We start from the raw sequence: 17,289 nt of genomic DNA on the forward strand, positions 1-17,289 counted from the left end.
GGCCTTCGCGGCCCGTCCGGCGGACGTGTCACTTCTTGGGCCTCCGGGGCTTGGCCGGGCCGGTGAACTCCTCGTAGGCCGCCACGACCTCCTTGGCCGGGCCGTCCATCCGGAGCGTGCCCGCCTCCAGCCAGATCGCGCGGTCGCAGGTGTCGGTGATCGACCTGTTGCTGTGGCTGACCAGGAACACCGTGCCGGCCTCCTCGCGGAGCTCCATGATCCGGTCCCTGCTGCGCCGCTGGAACTTCGCGTCTCCCGTGGACAGGGCCTCGTCGATCAGCAGGACGTCGTGGCTCTTGGCGGCGGCGATGGAGAAGCGCAGCCGGGCGCCCATGCCGGAGGAGTAGGTGCGCATCGGCAGGGTGATGAAGTCACCCTTCTCGTTGATGCCGGAGAACTCGACGATGGCCTGGTAGCGCTCACGGATCTGTTCGCGCGTCATTCCCATGGCGAGCCCGCCGAGCACGACGTTGCGCTCGCCGGTCAGGTCGCTCATCAGGGCGGCGTTCACCCCGAGGAGGGAGGGCTGGCCCTGGGTGTGGACCTGTCCCTTCGACGGCGGCAGGAGACCGGCGATGGCCTTGAGCAGGGTCGACTTGCCGGAACCGTTGGAACCGATCAGCCCGATGGCCTCGCCCTTGTACGCGGCGAAGCTGACGCCCTTCACGGCGTGCACCTGGCGCGCTCCCCGGGGCTGCTTGCGCGACACGATCCGGTTCAGCGCGGAGGTGGCGCTGCCCCGGCCGGTGCGGGCGCCGTTCACGGTGTAGGTGATGTGGACGTCGTCGACGACGACGGTGGGCACTCGGGTGTCGGGGGTGTCAGCCACGTCCGTACCTCTCCTCGGCCTTCCAGAAGTAGACGAAGCCGCCGATGCCGGCGACGAGCGCCCATCCCGTCGCGACGGCCCACACGTGCGGGGGCAGTTGCGCGCCGGTGAAGCTGTCGATCAGGGCGTAGCGCATCAGGTCGATGTAGACGGCGGCCGGATTGCATTCGAGTGCGAGCAGGACGAGCCGCGGGACCCGGTCCCCCGAGAGCAGGGTGTCCAGGCTCCACATGACGCCGGAGGAGTACATCCAGGTACGCAGGATGAAGGGGGTGAGCTGCGCGATGTCCGGGGTCCTGGCGGCGAGCCGCGCCACGACCATGGAGACGCCGGTGTTGAACAGCGCCTGGAGGGCGAGTGCGGGGATCGCCAGCAGCCAGGAGGGCTGCGGGTACTGACCGAACGCGAGCAGGATCAGGAACAGCGCGCCCAGGGAGAACAGCAGTTGCTGAAGCTGCTGGATGGCCAGCGCGATCGGGAGGGACGCCCGGGGGAAGTGCAGCGCCCTGACGAGTCCGGTGTTGCCGCTGATGGCCCGGGTGCCGGCCGTGATCGAGCTGGAGGTGAAGGTCCAGATGAAGACGCCGGTGACGAGGAAGGGCACGAAGTCGGGGATTCCGCGCTTGGTGCCTATCAGGACGCCGAAGATGAAGTAGTAGACCGTCGCGTTGAGCAGCGGGGTCATGATCTGCCAGATCTGGCCGAGCTTCGCCTGGCTGTACTGCGCGGTCAGTTTGGCGGTGGCGAAGGCGGTGATGAAGTGCCTGCGCCCCCAGAGCTGCCGGACGTACTCCCCGAGCGTCGGCCGGGCTCCGCTGACGGTCAGCCCGTGCCGGGCCGCGAGCGCGGCCAGCTCGCCGGGTTCGTACACGGGGAGGAGGGCGGGAGATGCGGTGTCCACCGGGGCCGGCGGGGCTGCTGTCTGGCTCACCACGATCGCTTTCGATGGGGGGCTTGGGGAGAGGGCGGACGACCCGGGCGGATGGGACGGGACCGTATCGTCGTAACGCTGACAGTAAGACGTATGTGCGTCGCAACGCAACCGTTTCGTCGTTACGGTCTATCATCGGGCCATGACCACCGAACGGCGAACCGGGCGCCGCACCCCGGCAGGTGCCGCGGTGCTGCGCGAGGACGTGACCGACGCGATCCGCGTCGCCGTCTTCGAGGAGCTGGCCGCCGTCGGATTCGCGCGGATGTCGATCGAGGGCATCGCCCGACGCGCGGGTGTGGGCAAGACCGCCGTCTACCGGCGCTGGAAGTCCAAGCTGCACCTCGTCCTGGACCTGGTCGCCGCCGTCGCGGCGCAGGGCATGCCCGCGCCCGCCACCGGTTCGCTGTACGGAGACGTGCGGGCCGTGCTCGAACTGGCCTCGTACGCCCTCCGGCACCCCGTCGCGGCCCAGGTGATCCCGGACCTGCTGGTCGAGGCGGCCCGCAACCCGGAGATCTCCGACGCCATCAAGGCGGCCCTGCTCGACCAGCAGCAGGGTGTGGCCGCCGTCGTCGTGCGCGAGGCGGTGGCCCGCGGCGAGCTGCCTGAGGGCAGCGACCCGGACCGGGCACTGGACCTCATCGTCGGACCGCTCTACTGGCGTCTCGCCGTCGTCCGCGGCAGCCTGCCGAAGGGCTACCTGGACGATCTGGCCGCCTCGGCGGTCCGCGCGCTCAAGGGCTGACGGGCCGGAGCCCTCCGGGCTCCTCGTCGAGCAGCCGGTCCACGACGCGGCGGGCGGCACCGCCGTCGGCCGGACCGCAGAAATCCCGCCGGAAGCTCTCGTAGGCGTCCGAGTGCAGCGCCGCCGACGCCGGAGTGGCCCGCAGCGCCTGGGCCACCTCCTGGGTGCTGACGAGGAGGGGGCCTGGCGCACGGGTCTCGAAGTCCAGGCAGAAACCGCGCACGGTGTCCCTGTAGTGCTCCAGGTCGTAGGTGTGGAAGAGCATCGGGCGGCCGGTGTGCGCGAAGTCGAAGGTCAGCCCCGCGTAGTCGGTCACCAGCACGTCGGCGATCAGCAGCAGCTCCGCGACGTCCGGATGGCCGGACACGTCCCGGAGCGCGGGGTGCGCCGGAACGCTGCCCGTCACTTGCGGGTGCCTGCGGACCAGTACCGTGGTGCGCCCGTCGAGCGACCGCGCCAGCTCCGCGTGATCGAGCGCCGGATCCCAGCGGTACAGCGGCGGGGACCCGGAAGGGAGGCTGCCCGGGGCGTGCGCGAGATGGTCGCGGTAGGTCGGTGCGTGGAGAACCACCCGGTGGCCGTCCGGGACGCCCAGCGAGCCGCGTACCCGCTCGGCCGTCTTGTCCCGGCCGGGTGCGGACAGCAGGTCGCCGGCCGGGGAGCCCGCCTCCAGCACCTCGCCCTCGTAGGCCAGCGCCCGGCGCAGGTGCGGGGTGGCGAAGGCGCTCGGGGAGACCAGGACCGACCACTGGGCGGATCGGTGGGCCAGCGTGTCCAGGTGCTGGTGGTCGGCGTACAGGGTGCCGGCGAGGTCCAGGCCGAACCGGCCGAGGGGGGCGCCGTGCCAGGTCTGCACGACCGTCTGGCCCGGACGGCGCTCGAACCACTCCGGCAGCTGACCCGCCGCCACGATGCGGCGGGCGCGGGCCAGCGCCTCGTACCACTGGGCACTGTGCGCCACGACGGGGACGGCGGTGGCCGGGACGCGTGCGGCGTCACCCGCCGACCCGTCGGTTACCCAGAGGTGCTCGGCGTCGGTGCTCCGGCGCACGAGCTCGGCGTGCACGGCGCGCGGCGAGCCGTCCCCGGCGTAGAGAACCGCGTCCCGCAGGGGCAGTCCCCGCTGCGCCGGGTAGTGCGCCGAGCGCAGCCGGCCGCGATGGTACGCGCTGCGCTCCGCGTCCCCGAGCGCCGGTGCGCAGCGCACGGTCAGCCGGTCGCCGTTGCGCCGGTCGAGCCGGAAGCGGGCACCGGCCGCGCTCACCGGCAGGCGGGCCGCGAGCAGGCCGGTCACGCGGACGGGCCTGCTGTCGAGGGACACCTCCCAGTCGCCCTCGCGGGGCGGCTCGGAGAACACCGCGCGGAAGCGTCCGTCCCGCTCCTCGACGGGCACGGTCACCGTCTCGCCGAGGGCGGTGTTGCGCAGCACGAGAACTCCTGATCCGGTCCCCTCGACCCACACTCCCCCGTCCGGAGCGGTCGAGGCGGCGTCCACGAGGGGTTCGCCGGACACCTCCACCACCAGGTGGCCGGCCGCGTCGGCGAAGAGGGGCGGCGGCAGGTCCGGTGCGGCGGCAAGGGGCAGGCGCGCGCCGTCATCGGTCAGGAGCAGGGCCCGCCACCGCGCACCGGGCGAAGGGGCGGCCGCGGGGCTTGCGGCGGGGGGCGGGCCGGACTCTGCGGCGAGCGCGGCCAGCGGGATACGGACGGCGAAGCGGGTCCCGGCCGGTCCGTCCCCGCCCCCCTCCTCGCCGGCCCCGCCGTTCGGGATCCGCAGCGGGCAGACGTGCTCGGCCGACCCGGTCCGCGTGAGCACGAGAGAGGCGGGGCGCGCGCTCCCGTACAGCCGGCCGGTCAGCTCCGCGGCCTCCGGACCGCCGTCATGGGCGAGAGCCATGGCGGGCAGACGCTCCACGGCCAGTTCGAGCCTGCCCTCCCGGTAGCCGAGCACCGCACGCAGCCCACCGCCCAGGTCGTGGACCAGCGGTTGGGCGGCGGCGGCCTCCACGGCACGCAGGGCTGCCCGGCGTACGACGCCGTGCCCGGCCACGACCACGCCCACCAGCCACCTGCCGGGTCCGAGCCGCCCCGGGTTCAGGACCATCTCGAAGCCCGCGTGGTCGTAGCGGTGCAGTTCCTGGCCGGAGTCCGCCGTGGCGGTGCCGGTCCGCACCGTGCGGACCGGCACCGCCCGCAGCCGTCTGCCGCCCGACTCCCTGACCAGACCCGCCTTCAGCGACTGCCGGGCCGTAGCCGCCGGGAGGTTGCGGACGTACGCGTAGCCGCGCAGCCGCAGCCGGCCGTCGGCGCCCCAGGAGGATTCCACGAGCCGTGCCACCGCGGGCAGATCACCGCTGCCGAGGCGCGCCGACACACCGCTGGAAGGCGCCACCCCGGGATGTGCGGCACGCCGCCTCCCCGGCAGTCCCTCGACGGTGAACGTGCCGCTCCCGTTCGCCCGTTCGAAGGCCAGGACGGCCAGCAGTTCGCCGAGCCGGCGCTCCCGGACCAGCCGCCACCTGATCCGTGCATCGGCGGGCAGACCGGTCAGGGCCGCGTCGCCCGCGCGGTCGAGGAAGGCGCCGGCGTCCTCCATGAACGCCGAGCGGTAATCGGGGCCGCCCATCGGCAGCCCTTCCAGGAAGTAGACGAAGTCGTCGCGCAGGCACGAGGCGTCGTAGCGCAGCCGCTGCCCGGGGCCGCGGTCCGCCAGGAACTCGCTGACCCGCTCGCAGGCCGCGATACGGTCCCGTACGCCCCGGACGTCCGTACGCCGCCGGGTGATCGACCCCTCTCGCACCCGCCAGAGGTAGACGTGCTCGTGGAGGACGTCCACCGACCCCGCGAGGTAGTGCGCGGGGATCATCACCGGCGTGTCCTCGTAGAGCCTGCCGACCGGGAAGGAGAAGGCGTGCCGGTCCCAGAACGCGCGCCGGAACACCTTGTTCCACGCGACCCGGTCGGCCAGCAGCCGGGCGTCGCGGGTGATGTGGGTGCGCGGGCGGTCGCCGGTGAGCCAGCGGTACTGCCAGGCCTGCTGCCTGCCGTGCTCGTTCAGCCGCCACACGTTGCCCGTGACCAGGTCCGAGCCCGTCGACTCCAGGGACGCCAGCATCCGTTCGTACGCGTCGCGGACGAGCACGTCGTCACTGTCGGCGAACGCCAGGTACGGCACCCCCGGGGTGGTGTGGGCGACTCCCGTGTTGCGGGCGGCACTCAGCCCGGCGTTGGGCTGGTGGACGCAGCGGAAGCGCCCGTCCCGGGCCGCGAAGTCCTCCGCGATGCGGCGGCTCCCGTCCGTCGAGCCGTCGTCGACCAGCACCACCTCGATGTCCCGCAGCGACTGGCCGGCCAGCGAGGCGAGGCACTCCTGAAGATAGTCCTCGACGTTGTGCACGGGGACGACGACGCTGAGGAGTGGCTTCATGTACGGCACAACCCGGGGGAGCGCCGGGGGTCACGCCGTTGACCCGAACGGGTGAAGATTTGTAGGTCGGGCCGTGCGGGCCGCACTACGCTCGGCTGCCATGCTCCTCAGTGTCGTCGTGCCCGCCCACCACGCCCGGGGCCGTCTGAGGGCGGCCCTGGAGTCCGTGACCGGACAGGCCGCTGCCGGAAGCGGGACGGTGGAGATCGAGCTGATCGCCGTCGGAACCGGCACCCCGGACGGCGCGCCGGAACTCGCCATCGCGCGGGAGTGCGCCGCGCTCGACCCCCGTCTGCGCGTACTGCTCCTCGACGGCCCCTGGGACACCGGCGCCGCCCGCAACGCAGGCGCGGCGGCGGCCCGGGGGACCTATCTGCTCTTCCTGGACGGGGACGACCTGCTGCTCCCCGGCGCGGCCGCGGAGATCGCCGCACGGCTGGCGGCGGACCGGCCGGACGTCCTGCGTGTGGGGCACGACCGCGTCGACTGGCGGGGGGTGCGGCAGCCGGGCCCGGCGCTCCCGGCCGCCCGTGGCCACCTGTTCCGCCGCGCCTTCTGGGACGACGCCCGGCTCCGCTTCACCGAGGGTCCGTACGGCGATGTCGTACCCGTCCACCGCGCCCTGCTCCTCGCCTCCGACGCGGGCACCCTGGCCGCGCTCGACCGGATCTGCGTGCGCCACCACCCGCGCCGCAGGGGCACACCAGCCACGACGCCGGGCCGCGCGCACTTCGCGGTGATCGACGCCTATGACCGGCTGGCCGGCGAGGGCGGCGACGGCCCCGGAACCGCTGCCGCGCGCACCGCGCATCTGACGGCGGTGCTCGGCGACCGGGGCCGCATCGCCCCCGCCGACCGCGCCGCGTTCTTCCGCGCGGCAGGTCTCCCCGGCCCGTACGCCGCGCACCGGCTCCGGGAGACCGTCCGCGCCGGGCGTGCCCGGGCGCGTGCGCTCCTGCGCGCGGGACACAAGTCGCTGCGCGCCCGCGTGATGCGGGCCGTCTACCGCGCCGACCTGCGCCGCCCGCTTGACCCCCGCCTCGCCGTCTACGGGGCCTACTGGAACAGGGGCGTCGCCTGCAATCCGGCCGCCGTCTACGAAAAGGCCCGCGAACTGGTCCCGCACATCAGGGGCGTATGGGTCGTCTCCTCCCGCCACCTGGACCGGATGCCGCCGGGCGTGCCGTACGTCATCGAGGGCTCGCGCGCCTACTGGCGGACCATGGCCACCGCGACGTACCTCGTCAACAACTCCAGCTTTCCCGGCGGCTTCACGAAGCGTCCGGGCCAGGTCTACCTGCAGACGCACCACGGGACCCCGCTGAAGACCATGGGCCTGGACCAGTACCCGTATCCCGCCCTCACCAACGGCGTCGACTTCGAGCGGATCGTGGCGCACACCGACCAGTGGGACTTCAGTCTCTCCGCCAACCCGCACAGCTCCGAGGTCTGGGACCGGGTGTACCCGTCGGCCTACGAGCAGCTGCCCTACGGCTATCCGCGCAACGACGTCCTGTGCACCGCAACGGCGGAACAGGCGGGGAAGATCAGGGCGGAGCTCGGTATCGCACCCGGCGCGACCGTCCTGCTGTACGCGCCGACCCACCGGGACTACCGCAGGGGTTTCGTCCCCCGGCTGGACGTGGAGCGCCTGGCCCGCGAGCTCGGTCCCGGGGGAGTGCTGCTGGTCCGCGCGCACTACTTCTACGGGCGCTCGGCCGGCACGGAGGCGACGGAGCGGGTCATCGACGTCACCGGACATCCACGGGTCGAGGAACTCTGTGTCGCCGCCGACGCGTTGATCACCGATTACTCGTCCCTGATGTTCGACTACGCGTGCCTGGACCGCCCGATCATCATCTACGCACCCGACTGGGAGGCCTACCGGGCATCCCGCGGTACCTACGTCGACCTGCTGTCCGGGCGTCCGGGTGACACCCCCGGGGTGGTGGCCACCACCGAGGACGAGCTGTCCGAGGCCCTGCGCACCGGCGCCTGGCGTTCGGAGGGGGCGGCCGCGCTGCGCGCCGCCTTCCGCAGCCGCTTCTGCCCGTACGACGACGGGAAGGCGGCGGAGCGCGTGGTGCGGCGGATCTTCCCGGTGAGCGCGGGCTGAAATCCCGGGTGTCCTCCGGACCCCGCCGTCGTTGTGTTCAACAGCGCGCGCACGTGGAAACGTTGGGAGAGGCACATGCACCGGTCCGCCTACGAGCAGATGCGGATCTGCATCGAGGAGTACCTGCCCAGAGACCGCAGGCACCGTGTCGTGGACCTCGGCTCGCGGATCTCGGGGAAACAGTCCCGCACCCATCGCGGCCTGCTCGCGGACCACGACATCGACTACTTCGGGGTCGACGTCCTCGACGGCCCCAACGTGGACGCCGTCATGAAGCGCCCCTACCGCATCCCAGCCCGCTCCCGCAGCGCCGACGTCGTCATGTCCGGACAGGCCTTCGAGCACATCCCGTTCTTCTGGGTGTCGATGATGGAGATCGCCCGGGTCCTCAAGCCCGGGGGCCACGCCTTCATCACCGCACCCTCGCGCGGCCACGCCCACGACGCCCAGGACTGCTGGCGCTACTACCCGGACGGCTTCCGGGCGATGGCCGCCCACTCCGGCCTCGAACTCCGCGAGGCGTACACGGACTTCCCGCCCACCAGGGGCATCTGGCACGACTACGGGTCCATCGACTCCAAGGCCGCCTACTGGGGGGACTCCGTCGGCGTCTTCCGCAGGCCGCCGCGCTATCGCGGGCTGACCATGTTCGCCGTGCGGGAGACGGCGGTGTGGTGGGCGAACCGGGTCGGCGGGGTGGACCGGGTCCCGGTGCCGCGCCCGCTCGACGGCCGCGAGCTCTGCGGGCGCCCGGACACGCGTACGGTCCCATCAACTACAGGTTGACGAAAGATGACATGAGCCGCAAAACGCGCGTACTGTCCCGCCCCATGGCTTGGCGCAACGCCGTCAACGGCGTCCTTCAGCAACTCACCGGGTACCAGCTCAGGCGCGCGACCGTGCCCGCTCCCCGGCCCGCGCCCGAGGCCGCCGAGGCCCCTGCCGCGGCGAAGCCGGCCCCCGCGAAGCCCGCCGCGAGGAAGCCGCAGTTCCCGGCGGACTACGACGACGAGGCGAAGGACATCATCCGCGCGGTCAAGCCGTACACGATGACCTCGCCGGAGCGGCTCAACGCCTTCGTCCTCGCGACACGGCACGTCGTCAAGCACGGCATCCCCGGTGACATCGTCGAGTGCGGGGTGTGGCGCGGCGGTTCCATGCAGGCCTGCGCCAAGACCCTGCTGTCGCTAGGCGACACCGGCCGCGACCTCTACCTCTTCGACACCTACGAGGGCATGACCCCGCCCACCGCCGAGGACCTGCGCCGGGACGGCAGGCCCGCTCAGGAGCTGCTGGACGCCCAGGGCAAGGACCGGCCCATCTGGGCGGTGGCCTCACTCCAGGACGTACAGGCCGGGTTCGAGCAGGTCCCGTACCCGAAGGACCGCGTCCACTACGTGCAGGGCAAGGTCGAGGACACCGTCCCCGGGCAGGCACCCGAGCGGATCTCTGTCCTGCGGCTCGACACCGACTGGTACGCCTCGACGAAGCACGAGCTGAAGCACCTGTACGGGCGGCTGGTGAGCGGCGGGGTGCTGCTGATCGACGACTACGGATACTGGCAGGGATCGCGCCAGGCCGTGGACGAGTTCCTGGAGGAGACCGGCGAGCAGCTTCTCCTGCTGCGCATGGACGAGGGCCGGATCGCCGTCAAACCCTGAACGGGCAGGTCCCGTTGCGAGCCCCGTGCCTCACCGGCACGGGGCTCGTTCCATACAGAGGACGTCCGTCGCAGAGGATGTCCGTCCGTCCTCCCGGAAGGATCGTGCGCAGCGCCATGGCACCCCGTCTCACCGTCGTCGTCCCGATCTACAACGTCGAGGATTTCCTCGGAGCCTGCCTCGGCTCACTCGCCGGACAGAGCATGGCCGACCTGGAAGTCGTCATGGTGGACGACGGTTCGACGGACGGCAGCGCCGCTGTGGCCCGGGAGTTCGCCGGGAGGGATCCGCGCTTCCGTCTGGTCAGCCAGAAGAACGCGGGGCTCGGGGCCGCCCGCAACGCCGGGGCCGGACACGCGCACCCGGACGCCGAGTTCCTGGCCTTCGTCGACAGCGACGATGTCGTCCCGCCGGACGCCTTTGCCCTGCTGCTGGGTGAACTCGACGCCTCCGGATCGGACTTCGCGACCGGCAACGTGCTCAGGCTGCGCGCCGGCGGCGTGCTCGAACAGTCGCCGATGTTCCGCAAGCCCATGGAGACGTCCCGCCGGGCCACGCACATCACCCGGGACTGGATCCTGCTCGGCGACCGCATCGCCTGCAACAAGGTGTTCCGCAGGTCCTTCTGGGACGGGCACGCCTTCGCCTTCCCCACAGGGGTCATCTACGAGGACATCGCCGTCGTCCTGCCGGCGTACTTCCTGGCCCGCAGCGTCGACGTCGTCGCCACGCCGGTCTACCACTGGCGGGACCGTGACGGCTCGATCACCACCCGGCGCGCGGTCGTCCGGGGCATCCGCGACCGGGTCACCGCGGTCTCCACCGTCAGCCGGTTCCTCGCGGACCGGGGTATGACGGAGGCGAAGCGGCGCTACGACGAGCACGCGCTCTCCGGCGACCTGTGGCTGTTCATCGAGGCGCTCCCGGACGGGGACGAGAGCTTCCACGAAGCCTTCCTCACCCACGCGAACGCCTTCGCCGACACTGTCGACCCGGCGGTCTTCGACTCGCTTCCGTTGCACCTGCGGGTCAAGTGGCGCCTTATCCGGCAGCGCAGGACGGCGGAGCTGCTCGCCCTCCTGGACCACGAGTCCACCGACCGCGACACCTTCCACGTCCGGGGCGCGCTGCGGCCACGGGCCGCCTACCCGGGTGTCGACGCCCCGCTCCCGCGCAGCGTCACCGCACTGTCCGCCGCGGACCTGCCCGTACACGCGCACCTGACCGAGGCCGTGTGGCGCGAGGGCCTGCTGCACCTCAAGGGGTACGCGTACGTGCGCAACGCCCCCGGCAGGTCGGCCGGAACCGGCTGGCTGCGGTCGGGCCGCAGGGTCATCCCGCTGCGGCTGCGCCGCTCCGCGACGGACGAGGCGGCGGCGGGCTCCGGCCGCTCGCTGCACGGCTACGAGCGGTCAGGTTTCGAGACCGTCGTCGACCCGCGGCGCCTCACGGGCAGGCGCACGGCCCGGGGGGTCCGCACCCTGTGGAAGCTGGAGTCCGTCGTCGTCGGCGCCGGACGCCCGCGCCGTGGCCCGATGCGCCTGCTGGGCAATCCGGCTCCGCCCGCCGTGCGGTACGTCGACGAGCGCACCCGGGTCGTCCCCCTGCTCTCCGGCAACAAGCTGGAGCTCAGGGCCGAGCGGATCGAGGCCGTGCTCGCCGGGCACCGGCCGACGGATGGGGGCGACGCGATCCGGTTCGCGGTGCGGTTGCTGAGCCGGGACACCGCGACGGCCCTGCGCATCCAGGAGTGGCGTTCGAAGCAGACCCGGGAGTTCCCGCTGGCACCGGGCGAGGGCGCGGACGGCCGTACCTTCGTCGTCGAGGTCCCCCTGGACGCCTTTCCCGGTACCGACGGCGACTGGGGCGTCCAGCTGGTCGGCGGGGCGCGCCGGCTGACGGTCGCCGCCCGGCCGGAGACGGAGACGGGGCGCTATCCCCTGGCCGACGGGCGCGAGGTGTACGCCGCGGCCAACCCCTCCGGGGACCTGGTCCTCACCGACCGTGCCGTGCCGCCCGTCGTCGCAGGCGTGTCCTGGACCGACGACGGCGCTCTGGTACTCGAAGGGACCTTCCCGGTCGGGCAGGAACGCGGGGTGGAGCTGGTCCTGCGCCACAGCGGTCACCACGAGGAGAACACCTTCGCCGTGGAGCACGGGCGGGGCGCCTTCCGCGCGGCGTTCTCACCCGCGGCCGTCGAGGGTCCCGGTGGCACGCTGCCGCTCGCCGAGGGCAGGTGGTACCCCTTCCTCCGCGAGCGCGGCGAGACCGATCCGGACCGCTACCTGCCGCTTCGGGTGGTCTCCCAGCTGCATGCCGGTCTGCCGCTGCACCGTGATGCGCGAGGCCGCCGCTTCACCCTGGAACGGCGCTTCCACGACCGGCTCTGCCTGTCCTCCGGCAGTGCCCTGCCGGTGCGCGACCGGGGCGCGTTCGGGCAACGCCGGCTGCGTGCTCGTCACGCGGCCGCGCGGGGCGCGGGGCTGCGGGACGCCGTCCTGTACTCCAGCTTCGACGGACGCCAGTTCTCGGACTCGCCCCGCGCCGTCCAGGAGGAGCTGGCCCGGCGCGACACCGGCGCCGAGCACCTCTGGGTGGTGCGCGACCAGCAGGCCGCCGTGCCGGCCGGGGTCCGCGCGGTCGCACTGCACAGCGCCGAGTGGCACGAGGCACTGGCCCGCAGCAGGTGGATCGTGACCAACACACAGCTGCCGGAGTGGTTCGAGCGGGCAGAGGGCCAGTTCGTCGTCCAGACCTGGCACGGCACCCCGCTCAAGCGCATCGGCCGCGACCTCGCGGGCACCGCCTGCGCGGACACGGCGTACATGGAGTCCCTGCCCCGGCGCGCCGCGCAGTGGAGCGTGCTCGTCTCGCCCAACCGCTTCTCCACCCCCGTCCTGCGGCGGGCGTTCGGGCACACGGGCGAGGTGATGGAGTGCGGCTACCCGCGCAACGACCTGCTGTACGCCCCTGACCGGGCGAAGACCGCCGCCGCCGTCCGGCAGGCGCTCGACGTGCCCGACGGCAAGCGGGTCGTCCTGTACGCCCCGACCTGGCGGGAGGACCAGCCCAAGCGGAGCGGGCGCTACGGGCTGGACCTCCAACTGGACCTGGAGCAGGCCCGGCAGGCCCTCGGTGACGATCACGTCCTCCTCGTGCGCCGCCACTACCTGGTCGGCGGCAGCATCCCCGGGAACGACTTCGTCCGTGACGTCTCGCGGTACCCGGACGCCGCCGAACTGATGCTGATCAGCGATGTGCTGGTCACGGACTACTCGTCCCTGATGTTCGACTTCGCGCAGACGGGCCGCCCGATGATCTTCCACACGTACGACCTGGAGCACTACCGGGACACCCTGCGCGGATTCTGCCTCGACTTCGAGAAGCTGGCGCCCGGTCCGCTGATCACCGCCTCGGCCGACGTCGTCGAGGCGCTGCGTGATCCGGACGCCGCGACGGCCGGCCACCGCGAGGCGTACGCGCGCTTTCGCGAGTCGTTCTGCGATCTCGACGACGGGACGGCGTCCGCCCGGGTAGTGGACCGGATGCTGAAGGGGGACCGTACATGAGCGCCCCCGACTTCAGCTGCGTCGTGACCGCCGCCGCCGAGTGCGGGCAGGAGGCGCTGCGGACGTCCGTGGAGTCCGTGCTCGGCCAGAGTCTGCGCGCCGTCGAGGTCCTCGTCGTCCTCGCCCCGGCGGCGTCCGACGAGGTGCGGAAGGCGGCCGGATCGATCGCGGGGCGTTCCCCCGGCCGCGTCCGCGTCCTGGATGCGGCGGCGGACTCCGCCGCCGTCCTGCGCAACGCGGGCCTGGACGCGGCGCGGGGCACGTACGTCCTCGTCCTCGACGCCGGCGAATGCCTCCAGCAGCACGCCTGCCGCAACCTCCTGGAGGCGGGTGCGCGCACCGGGGCCGACCTGGTCGCCGGGCGGTGGAGCCGGCTCACCCAGGACGGGGTCAAGGAGCGCGAACCCGGCTGGCAGCAGTCGCTGTTCGTCCGCTCCCGGACCGTCCGCCGCTTCACCGACGCCCCCGAACTGGCGGTGCACGACGCGCTGGTGTCCGGGTACTGCGTGCGGCGTGACGCGCTGGAGCGGCACGCCCTTCGCCATGCCGAGGATCTCACCCGCAGCGGGATCCTCTTCGGGCCGCTGGCGGCGTCCGTGGTCGGCCGTATCGCGCTCGTGCGCCGCCGGATCGTCTCGGGCCGGGCCCTGCCCGACGACGGACGGGACCTGGCCGGGCTGGTGGAGGCACACCGGAGGGTGTGCCATGTGCTGGTGGCCCAGGGACTGACCGAGCTGTGCGAGGAGCGGGACCGCGCCTTCCTGCGGGACCGGCTGGTCCCGCTCGTGCGTACGTTCCCCCAGCGGCCCGCCGCCGAGCGGGCCCGGATCGCCGCCACGGCCGCCCGCGTGCTGCCCGACTGCGTCCCGGAGGCAGCCCTCCTCGCCCTGCCGCCGGTCGAACGCGTCGGCGTACGGCTGCTGGAGCGGGGCGACGCGGACGGGGTGCTCACCGCGGCGTACGCCCTGCGCCGGCGGGGCACCGTGACAGCGCCCCTCTCGACGGGCGAGGACGGGCGCGTCCACTGGGACGACGGGACGGACCCCGCGCTCGACGTCACCGAACTCGGACACCAGTACCGTGCGTTCGGCGAGCTGAAACTGATGAACAGGCTCACCCGCTACCAGGCGGCCGGCCGCGGCGTCCTGCTCCGGGGGCGGATCGTCCTCCCCGCGCACACCGGCCCGGACCCCGACGGCGCCCTGGGCGCGCGCCTGGAGTTCCGCGTACGGGACGGCTCCCGGGCCTTTTGCGTCCCGGTGGACGACGTCCGGGCCGACGCCACCGGCATCGACTGGTCGGCCCGCTTCGACCTCACCGGAGCCGTCCGGCCGCTCGGTCCGCGCGACACGGTCTGGGACGCCCGGATGGTCGTGGAGGACGGCCGGGCCAGTTCGGTCACCGACCTCTTCGCCCCCCACGACCTCGTCGGTCCTGCGGACCGGTCACCGGCCCGGCCCCGGCTGGGCAGGCTGACCGGCGACACCTGGCAGCCCTACGTCACCACCCGGGACCACCTGGCGCTGCGCCTGGAGGCCCGCGGTCGGCCCGCCCGTACGGCACGCCGGCTGGTCCACTACGCCACGCACTTCCGCCCCGCGCGCAGGGTCAAGCTCCTGGTCCGGGCCCTCGGAAGGCGGTGGGACCGGCTGCAGGCCCGGGGCTTCAAGGTCTCCGTGTACCGCTCCTGGCTCCTGCGGCTGCCCGTGCGCAAGGGCAGCGCGGTGTTCGAGAGCCACATGGGCACCTGTTACGGCGACAGCCCCCGGGCCGTCCACGAGGAGGTGCGCGCCCGGGGACTCCGGCTGCGCTGCGTCTGGTCGTACGCCGACTCCCCGGAAGGTTTCCCGGCGGACGCCCGGCTCGTGCGCCGCTGGTCCTGGCGCTATCTGTGGGCCCTGGCCAGGGCGGAGTACTGGGTCGACAACCAGGGCTTCCCGCAGAACCTCGACAAGCCCCGGGGCACCACCTATCTGCAGACCTGGCACGGGTCGGCGTACAAGCGCATGGGGTTCGACGAGACGCGGGTGCGCATGCAGAACGCCCCGCAGCGCGAGCGGCTCCAGCACGCGGTCGGTCGGTTCGACCACTTCCTCGTCCGCTCACCGCACGACGAGCGCACGCTGGCGCGCGCCTACCGGCTGCCCGAGGCGACCCTGCTGCGCACGGGGTACCCGCGCAACGACGTCCTCCTCGCGGCGCGCGCCCGGGACGAGGCCGAGGGGCGGCTGCCGCGCCCGGCGCTCGCGGCCCGGCTGGGCCTCCCCGACCACCGCAAGGTCGTGCTGTACGCCCCGACGTTCCGGGGCGGTCCCGGCCGGCGCGGGCGGCAGCGGCTCCTGCTGGACGCGGCGCGCTTCGCGGAGCGTTTCGGCGACACGTACACCCTGCTGGTGCGGGCCCACTACCTGGAGGCGGCGAGCCTGCCGGCCTGCCCGCCCGGGACGGTCGTGGACGTCTCGGGCCACCACGACGTCAGCGAACTGCTCGCGCTCACCGACGTCCTGGTCACGGACTACTCGTCGATCATGTTCGACTTCGCGCTCCTGGACCGCCCGATCGTCCTGTTCGCACCGGACCTCGACGAGTACGCCGCCGAGCGGGGCAGCTATTTCGACCTGCGGGAGAAGGCTCCTGGGCCGGTGACCGCGACCGAGGAGGAGCTGTTCACCGTGCTCACCCGGCTGAAGAGCGCGGACACCGGTTTCCAGGACCAGCGCGCCGCCTTCGCAGCGGAGTTCGGTGCCTACGACCGGGGCGACGCGGCCCGTGCCGTCGTCGACGCCGTGTTCGCCCGGCACATCACCCCGTCCCGCACGTCCCGCACGACCCGCACCGGGGAGGACCGCTGATGAGCGTCAGCCGTGAACGTGACGTCTTCATCGTCGCCAACAGCACCGACGAACTCGGCGGTGTGACCGGATGGACGCACCGGACGGCCCAGCTCTTCCAGGAGGCGGGCCACCGGGTGCACACCGTCGGCGTCCACGCCTCCGAGCGGAAGATGGCCCTGCCCGAGGCACCCTCCTACCCCGTCACCGCCCTGTACCCGGCGCACCCGCCGACACCCTGGGCCCCCCAGGGACTGCGGGACCGCTTCCGGGTGGCCGCCCGGCGTGCCGAGGCGGCCCGCGCCGCGGAGAAGCGGCGCACCGTCGGCCGGCTCTCGGAGATCTTCCGGGGGGCCCGCCCGGGCGGTGTCGTGATCGTCAGCCAGGTGTGGGCGATGGAGTGGGTCGGCGAGGCGGACACGTCGGGGCTGCGGGTCATCGGGATGAGCCACGAGTCGTACGACTACTCGCGGGCGAGTCACCGCTACCGCTGGATCAAGAACCACTACGCGGCGCTCGACCGCTGGCTCGTCCTCACGGCACAGGACGCCGACAGCTGGGCGGGTGACGGGATGGACAACGTGGGCTTCATGCCGAACGCCCTGGCCGCCCTGCCCGAAGTGCCCTCCCCGCGCCGCGAGAAGTCGGTGGCGAGCATCGGCAGGCTCACGGATCAGAAGGGCATCGACATGCTCCTGGACGCCTGGGCGCTGGTGGCCCCGCAGCGCCCGGAATGGCGGCTGGACGTCTACGGGACGGGCGAGGACGAGCAGGCCCTCAGGGGGCAGTGCACCGGTCTGGGACTGGACGCCTCGGTCTGCTGGCGGGGGCGTACCGACGACGTCGCCGCCGCACTCGCGGAATCCTCCGTCTTCGTCCAGTCCTCCCGGGGCGAGGGGTTCCCGCTGGCCCTGATGGAGGCGATGGCGAGCGGGGTGCCGTGCGCGGCCTTCGACTGCGCCCCTGGCGTGCGCGAGATCGTCCGGGACGGCGAGGACGGTCTGCTCGCACCGGCCGGGGACATCGGTGCGCTCGCCGACCGGCTGCTGCGGATCACCGGCAACCCCCGCATGCGGGACGCGATGGGCGACCGTGCGCGGGTCAACGTCCAGCGCTTCTCCGAGGCGGAGATCATGTCGCGCTGGGACGAACTGTTCGCATTCCTGGAGCGCTGAAC

General features: G+C 72.9%; 10 protein-coding genes. 7 read left to right on the forward strand and 3 right to left on the reverse strand.

Going from position 1 to position 17,289, the window contains the following annotated elements:
• Positions 1 to 28: 28 nt before the first annotated feature.
• Together ACFU5K_RS03110 and ACFU5K_RS03115 are read right to left on the reverse strand one after the other, a co-directional pair.
• The gene (locus tag ACFU5K_RS03110; protein ID WP_384056023.1) at positions 29 to 829 is read right to left on the reverse strand and encodes an ABC transporter ATP-binding protein; all 801 of its coding nucleotides are present in this window, start codon (positions 827 to 829) and stop codon (positions 29 to 31) included.
• Positions 822 to 1,763, reverse strand: coding sequence for an ABC transporter permease (locus ACFU5K_RS03115; RefSeq protein ID WP_384056025.1), 942 nt, complete (start codon positions 1,761 to 1,763; stop codon positions 822 to 824). The genes ACFU5K_RS03110 and ACFU5K_RS03115 overlap by 8 nt, the downstream gene beginning before the upstream one ends.
• 139 nt (positions 1,764 to 1,902) lie before the next feature.
• Between ACFU5K_RS03115 and ACFU5K_RS03120 the strand changes: the two genes are divergently transcribed.
• Positions 1,903 to 2,508: a TetR/AcrR family transcriptional regulator gene (locus ACFU5K_RS03120; protein ID WP_384056029.1), complete on the forward strand. Its 606-nt coding sequence runs from the start codon at positions 1,903 to 1,905 to the stop codon at positions 2,506 to 2,508.
• On the opposite strand, the gene ACFU5K_RS03125 is transcribed toward ACFU5K_RS03120, so the two are convergent.
• Positions 2,498 to 5,935 carry a CDP-glycerol glycerophosphotransferase family protein gene (locus ACFU5K_RS03125; protein ID WP_384056032.1) on the reverse strand — a complete coding sequence of 1,146 codons (3,438 nt, stop codon included), beginning with the start codon at positions 5,933 to 5,935 and terminating at the stop codon, positions 2,498 to 2,500. The genes ACFU5K_RS03120 and ACFU5K_RS03125 overlap by 11 nt on opposite strands.
• A gap of 100 nt (positions 5,936 to 6,035) precedes the next feature.
• Here ACFU5K_RS03125 and ACFU5K_RS03130 point away from each other — a divergent pair, with 100 nt between their 5' ends.
• From ACFU5K_RS03130 to ACFU5K_RS03155, 6 genes are all read left to right on the forward strand, one after another.
• A complete protein-coding gene (locus ACFU5K_RS03130; protein WP_384056035.1) occupies positions 6,036 to 8,051 on the forward strand; it encodes a CDP-glycerol glycerophosphotransferase family protein in 2,016 nt (671 codons plus the stop codon).
• Between the two features lie 75 nt (positions 8,052 to 8,126).
• Positions 8,127 to 8,837, forward strand: coding sequence for a methyltransferase domain-containing protein (locus ACFU5K_RS03135; protein ID WP_384056038.1), 711 nt, complete (start codon positions 8,127 to 8,129; stop codon positions 8,835 to 8,837).
• 11 nt (positions 8,838 to 8,848) lie between these two features.
• Positions 8,849 to 9,712 (forward strand): TylF/MycF/NovP-related O-methyltransferase, encoded by an 864-nt coding sequence (locus ACFU5K_RS03140; protein ID WP_384056041.1) that lies wholly within the window; start codon positions 8,849 to 8,851, stop codon positions 9,710 to 9,712.
• A 116-nt stretch (positions 9,713 to 9,828) separates the two neighbouring features.
• Entirely contained in the window at positions 9,829 to 13,281 is a 3,453-nt protein-coding gene (locus ACFU5K_RS03145; protein ID WP_384056044.1) for a CDP-glycerol glycerophosphotransferase family protein, read from the forward strand.
• Complete coding sequence (locus ACFU5K_RS03150; protein ID WP_384056048.1) at positions 13,278 to 16,133, forward strand: CDP-glycerol glycerophosphotransferase family protein; 2,856 nt, start codon at positions 13,278 to 13,280, stop codon at positions 16,131 to 16,133. The genes ACFU5K_RS03145 and ACFU5K_RS03150 overlap by 4 nt, the downstream gene beginning before the upstream one ends.
• Positions 16,133 to 17,287 carry a glycosyltransferase gene (locus ACFU5K_RS03155; protein WP_384056050.1) on the forward strand — a complete coding sequence of 385 codons (1,155 nt, stop codon included), beginning with the start codon at positions 16,133 to 16,135 and terminating at the stop codon, positions 17,285 to 17,287. Before ACFU5K_RS03150 ends, ACFU5K_RS03155 begins: the two co-directional genes overlap by 1 nt.
• Positions 17,288 to 17,289: the final 2 nt, after the last annotated feature.

The sequence above is a fragment of the Streptomyces sp. NPDC057428 genome (assembly GCF_042803195.1).
Lineage (GTDB): Bacteria > Actinomycetota > Actinomycetes > Streptomycetales > Streptomycetaceae > Streptomyces.